Origin of the sequence: Gemmatimonas sp. (assembly GCF_041689975.1) — a bacterium.
Taxonomy (GTDB): domain Bacteria; phylum Gemmatimonadota; class Gemmatimonadetes; order Gemmatimonadales; family Gemmatimonadaceae; genus Gemmatimonas.
In genome coordinates, this window is the sequence record NZ_JBDNFF010000316.1 from 1 (window position 1) to 5,682 (window position 5,682).

Here is a 5,682-nt window from a genome sequence, read left to right on the forward strand (position 1 = left end):
AGTACGGCAGCAACAATGATGAGTGACCACTGGATTCGCGAACGTGTTCATACCCCAGAGCCACTGTGTACGTTCGATACGGAGCAAAGTTGCCGGCCATTCGGCTGCGTGACGGCGAGGTTCGTGCAGGTGCTTTCGTGATTTTCTTCCACTGGAGGGCATATGACCAGCGAGAACCCGACGCTCAAGGGGCCCGATTTCGGACGTGGCATCAACCTCAGCGACCTGACGTCGAATGGCATGCTGCTGGGCCACGCGAACGGCGAGGCCGTGCTCGTCTCGAGAACCGGCGACGAGGTGTTCGCGATCTCCGCGCACTGTTCACACTATGGCGGCCCGTTGGCGGAAGGCGTGCTCGACGGCGACACGATTCACTGCCCATGGCATCACGCCTGCTTCAACGTGCGCACTGGCGAGGCGTTGCGCGCACCGGCGCTGTCGCCCGTCGCCTGTTGGCAGGTTGAGCAACGCGACGGAAAGGTGATGGTGACAAACAAGATCGAACGGGACCCGCTCGCCCCCACGATGCGCGTGCCCGCGAACGCCGACCATGTCACCAGGCTCGAGCGCGTGGTGATCATCGGTGCCGGTGCCGCTGGATCCGCCGCCGCCGAGATGCTCCGCCGATCGGGATTCGAGGGGGAAGTGACGTTGGTGGATGTCGAGGAGGAGGCCCCGTACGATCGCCCCAATGTCTCGAAGGATTTTCTCGCCGGCAAGATGTCGGAGGAGTGTATGCCGCTACGTGCCGACGGCTTTCACGCGCAGCACGGGATCTCCATCATGCGTGGACGCGTCACGTCCATCAACCCGGACGCCAAGTCGGTAAGCGTGGCGGGACACGACGATGTGCTCTACAGCGCGCTGCTGCTCGCTACCGGCGCCGAGCCCATTCGACTGGACCTACCGGGCGACGACCGGCCCCATGTGCACTATCTGCGGTCGCTGACGGATAGCCGCGCGGTGATTGCCGCCACGGAGACGGCGCGGCGCGCGGTGGTAGTCGGGGCGAGCTTCATCGGACTCGAGGTCGCGGCGTCCTTGCGTGCCCGGGGCTTGGACGTGCACGTGGTGGCGCGCGAGTCGCTACCACTCGAGCCTGTGCTCGGGCCGCAGCTCGGGGCCGTCGTGCGGGATCTGCACGAGAAGCACGGTGTGTCGTTCCACCTCGGGCACACGCCGGCCAGGATCGACGACGACGCCGTCGTGCTCGATGATGGGACGCGCCTGCCGGCCGACCTGGTGGTCATCGGCGTCGGCGTGCGCCCTCGGCTGGAGTTGGCCACCGATGTGGGCATCGCACTCGATCGCGGTGTGCTGGTGAACGAGTACCTCGAGACCAGCATACCCGGCATCTTCGCCGCCGGTGATATCGCGCGGTGGCCCGACCCGCACAGCGGCCAGCGCATACGCGTAGAGCACTGGGCGTTGGCACAGCGCATGGGACAGGCCGCCGCGCGCAACATACTCGGCGCGCGCGAGCGATTTACACCGGTCCCGTTCTTCTGGAGCAACCACTACGATATGTCCATCCGCTACGTCGGACACGCCGAGTCCTGGGACGCGACACGGGTCGAGGGCACCGAGGACGACTCGGCGCTTGCGGTGAGGTTCGAACGTGACGGGCAGCTCCTGGCGCTCGCCACGGTCGCACGCGACGAACTGAGCCTACGTACGGAACAGATGATGGAGCGCGTCGGCGCAGTCGGCCGCGGGCCCTGAGGCACCACCTCGAACAAACTATTGGAGGAACATTGCCTTCGTCCGCCACCAACTGTCGCTCCGTCACCCCATACGCTGCAGGAGAATCCCCGCGCGCCGGTTGAGCGCGACGACCTCATAGCGAGCAGGAGGCCCAGCAACCGTTCTTCGGGCGGCAGCGGAAAGACATCCGTACTCATGGTGGTGAGCGTCATCGCGGTCCACCAGAGCGCACTTCCGTACCCGTTGATCCTACCGCCTACGCTCTCCCGCTCGATGGTGAGGATGCCTGCCGCGCCACGCAGGTTCACAAGCAGCGTGAGGGCGAGGACGTAGAAGGGCCCGCAGCGGCCCATCATCCGGCCGAGTGTCCGTATGCCACGGTATGCGGAGCTGATTACGCGAATGAGCCGTACGCCGCGGTCAGCGCGCGTGGCATGCACCACGCGGAGGAGGAAGTGCAAGACACACAGCGCCCAGATCGCTACGTTGAGCATTTCGAGAACCGGCGACAGCCCTGCGCGAGCTCGTGAGAATTGCGATGGAATAGTGCGGAATCATCGCTTTCATGTACGCAGCGTCGCCGATCGTCGATTGGCTGCGAGCAAGGTAAAGTGCGACGGCGAAGACGACGACTGCCCCACGGAGGATCGCTCCATTCACCGTCTTGTCGCGGTACATGCCCATGAAAAGTGAACGCGTGGTCGACCGCGCTCCGACCGCCCTACATGAGCGCGATCAGCCGACGGCACGTGAGAAGGATTCGTTGGAGCTCGGCGCCGGCAGTATCACCCGTACCGATTGGACAGCGGCTACTATGCCGCCTCAGGCCTGCACTGGGCCACGTGCTACGCCTCAGGCGGCACGATCTCGCCGGAGGCTAACCTTTCCCTACGTAGCGTTCGGCGCCCTGTACTCAACGGAATCTTAAAATGGGTCAACGGCCATACGTCCCAGGAGGCGTGCCCGTGGAATGTGACGTTCGCGTCACCGCTGATTGAGCTCACATTCAAAGCAAGACCCCTCCTTGATGGTGTTCATGCTGTCTCGCTGTCTCGCCGACTGCTCCCGCTGTCGCATCACGAGTTTACCGCCGCGTTCCGGGGCGCGCCGATGCAGCGCGCCAAGCGACGTGGGCTGGCACGCCATGCCGCCGTCGTGCTGGGCAATCGTGGCGGGGCGAGCGACGTCGAGCCGTTGTCTGCGTCGCTCGCAGACTAGGAGCCTCTGGTGCGTTCGCATGTCGCTTGGGAGATTGGATCCATCGGCACCGAACAAGCCGTCGCGGCGCTACGCGCTCGCGAACAGCGCCAGGCGCTGATGGCCCAGCACATGAATGTCATGCAGTACGGCGGAGCATGATGAACGGCATGTCCGGCGGTGACATGGCTAGCATGGGCGGCATGAAGGGCGATGCCGCGACCCCCCTCCAGATGATGGAAAAGCGCATGGATTGATACAGTCCATGATGACGATGATGATGGACAGCATGTCGCCTGCTCCGCCGAAGTGACAAGTCCGCAGTCGTGGACGGTCAGTGCCCGCGCGTGAGTTTCGCCGTCTACTTGCCTGCCATGCTGCGACAGGCTTCCGCGCACTTGCGGCACGCCTCGGCACACATCCGGCAGTGGTCATGCATCGCCGCATGCTTCTCGCATTCCGCCGCACACGCATCGCAGGCGTCGGCGCACGCGCCGCAGAGCACAGCTGTAAGAGGACCTCCGCGAGCCATCACCCGGATCGCCGCCGCACAGGCCTCGGCACAGTCGCGGTCGAGCCGGATGCACGTGGCCATCATGGCCACGTCCTTCTCGTCGAGGCAGGCGTCCGAGCACATCTCGCAGGCGATCAGACACTCGACGCATGCCGCAAGACACTCGTGGTTTTTTGTGGCGTTGCCTCTCAGATACTTCCCGAGTTCGATGGCGGACATGAACGACTCCAGCAAAGGTGGCCTACGGAGCGCGCGAGTGATTCACTCACTCCACACTCGGCGTAGCCGTCGCACATTTTATGCCGCATCAGTAGTGTCCCAACGTTTTGGCATTGGGACGGTGTAAGTCGTTGGTTTGCTTGGGAACGGGGTCGTTTTGTCTGGTCTCGACGTGAACGACGAGGCGCTGCATGTCGGTCTTTTGCGCGGAGGCGCGCGAGGCCGTCATGCACCGAAGAACAGCCACAACAGCATTGATGGTTCGCCGCGCCCCCGTCGGTCGGTACGATCCCCATTTCCTTCATTTTGCTGTTCTTCGCGTCGCTTCGCGTGCTCCGCGAGCTTCGCGCGAACCAGCTGGCTCTCCGATCACTCCGCGGCAGCCGCCAGCACCGCCGTTCACGCGAAGATCGCGAAGATCGCGAAGATCGCGAAGATCGCGAAGGCCCGCGAAGCACCGCAACACCAGGAGTGGTGTCCCCACGTGTTCACGGGTGGAGTGGCGCTTCCCGCGGATCACGCCGCACCGGTGCATCATGCAATGCGTGGGGACCTGCGAGCACGCGGTGAAGACGCACCGCACCTCTGGATCGCGAAGCAAGGTCTACCGCTTGCCCGGCAGAGCATGTACGAAATGCTACAGATCCTGCCGGTGGCCCTGTTCGAGCAAGTCCCGCTCCATCAACTACTTACGCTACAACCCAGTCATTCAGACGCTGATGTCGAGGCCATTCCACTCGTTCTCCTCTGAAAAACGTTGGGACATTACTGATGCCGCATCAAAGAATTTCCTGCGGTGTGGGCCTGCAGTTGGCCATTACAACCGAGGTAATGGTCGAGCGCGCTCACTCATCAGCATACGAGGATCAAGCCATGAGTTGTTGCGTAGATGTCGTGAAACCGATCGAGGTCGTGTGCGAGAAGCTGCACGAACAGCACGCGACGAGCCTCCCCGTCGTTGATAAGCCCAGCTCCTGCCGCGGGACCGTCAGCGTGCATCACCTCGCGCACGCGTGACGGTCCCGCAGCAGGGTACGCCGGTCTCAGCTTCGACTCCCCGCCCTCATTCGGTCATCCCATGATCAATGGCGATCACCGACGGCGAAGACGTAGGTGGTGCGCGACACATCCCACTCCGTCTTCGCTCCGCCAACCTTGGGGCTCGCAAAGGCGGAACGCATCAGCACCGGCCCGGCGGCGTACAGCGGCACATGCGCGACACCATTCTGATCGGTGACGTACGTGACGCGGGTGACGCTGGCATTGGGAGCGGCCGCACTGTCCAACCCAGCGGCGACTTCCAAGCCGTGGCCCATCAACGGTTGGCCGTTGCCCACGAGTTTGACCTGCAAGGTGTCGCCCACGTGCAGATGGTCAGGATCACTCAGCGGAACGAACGCCAGCCGGAGTCCACCAGTCTGCCCGAACGTGCGCGGCCCATCCGAACCCACTTGCGCGAGTGTCGCCGCATACGACGCCGCCGTAAAGATCACGCTATCGAGCCCGGCAAACGTCTGTTGGCGCTCGAGGCGGTCCGCCTCGGCCACTCCCCCTTCGGCTCTGAGAAATCGCAACACGCCGGCCGGTGTCTGTCGGTTGACCCGCGGTGCCAATCCGACCACGATCAAGTATTGACCCGGCGTCGTCGGTTTGTGTTGTAACCTCAGTGACGTGCCTTCGATCACCATGTCGGTGATCGTCGTTGTGGCCGTGGCGCCAATGATTCGCGCATCGACGACCCGCTCCACTGGCACCGCCGTCCCGGACGGGAACTGGCCACCGCCCTGTCGGCCATAGACCACCATGGTGGCATTCGGCGCGAACCAAAAGGCCTGCGGAATGATCCAGAAATCGTGCGCACTGGCGACCGTCGCGGAGGCGAGGGCGCAGAATATGGTCACGCCGCCCAGGCGTCGAGTGAAGCGCAATGTGCTCTTTCGGGGGACGATCGACATCATGGTCAACGCTCGGGCAAAACGTGGAAGTGTGTGTTGGCGTGGCGAACTCGGTAGACTGGCACTACTTTTACAGCTTGTAAAGATCCCGTG

At 63.5% G+C, this 5,682-nt stretch carries 5 protein-coding genes; 3 read left to right on the plus strand and 2 right to left on the minus strand.

Features of this window, described 5'->3' with window-relative positions; translation table 11 throughout:
- Positions 1-162: 162 nt before the first annotated feature.
- Together ACESNG_RS19005 and ACESNG_RS19010 are read left to right on the plus strand one after the other, a co-directional pair.
- The gene (locus ACESNG_RS19005; protein ID WP_373070368.1) at positions 163-1,722 is read left to right on the plus strand and encodes an FAD-dependent oxidoreductase; all 1,560 of its coding nucleotides are present in this window, start codon (positions 163-165) and stop codon (positions 1,720-1,722) included.
- A 1,209-nt stretch (positions 1,723-2,931) separates the two neighbouring features.
- Entirely contained in the window at positions 2,932-3,063 is a 132-nt protein-coding gene (locus ACESNG_RS19010) for a hypothetical protein (RefSeq protein WP_373058696.1), read from the plus strand.
- A 199-nt stretch (positions 3,064-3,262) separates the two neighbouring features.
- Here the strand turns inward: ACESNG_RS19010 and ACESNG_RS19015 are convergent, their stop codons facing one another.
- Positions 3,263-3,634, minus strand: coding sequence for a four-helix bundle copper-binding protein (locus tag ACESNG_RS19015; protein WP_373058698.1), 372 nt, complete (start codon positions 3,632-3,634; stop codon positions 3,263-3,265).
- A 157-nt stretch (positions 3,635-3,791) separates the two neighbouring features.
- On the opposite strand from ACESNG_RS19015, the gene ACESNG_RS19020 reads away from it, so the two are divergent.
- Positions 3,792-4,385, plus strand: a complete 594-nt coding sequence (locus tag ACESNG_RS19020; protein WP_373070370.1) for a hypothetical protein — start codon at positions 3,792-3,794, stop codon at positions 4,383-4,385.
- Between the two features lie 331 nt (positions 4,386-4,716).
- On the opposite strand, the gene ACESNG_RS19025 is transcribed toward ACESNG_RS19020, so the two are convergent.
- The gene (locus ACESNG_RS19025) at positions 4,717-5,592 is read right to left on the minus strand and encodes a DUF4198 domain-containing protein (protein WP_373070372.1); all 876 of its coding nucleotides are present in this window, start codon (positions 5,590-5,592) and stop codon (positions 4,717-4,719) included.
- Between the last annotated feature and the right edge of the window lie 90 nt (positions 5,593-5,682).

What these genes read in the sequence shown, in the direction of transcription:
- ACESNG_RS19015 (WP_373058698.1), bottom strand. Translation starts at nt 3,634, where the DNA reads ATGTCCGCCATCGAACTCGGGAAGTATCTGAGAGGCAACGCCACAAAA.
- ACESNG_RS19025 (WP_373070372.1), bottom strand. Translation starts at nt 5,592, where the DNA reads ATGATGTCGATCGTCCCCCGAAAGAGCACATTGCGCTTCACTCGACGC.
- ACESNG_RS19005 (WP_373070368.1), top strand. Translation starts at nt 163, where the DNA reads ATGACCAGCGAGAACCCGACGCTCAAGGGGCCCGATTTCGGACGTGGC.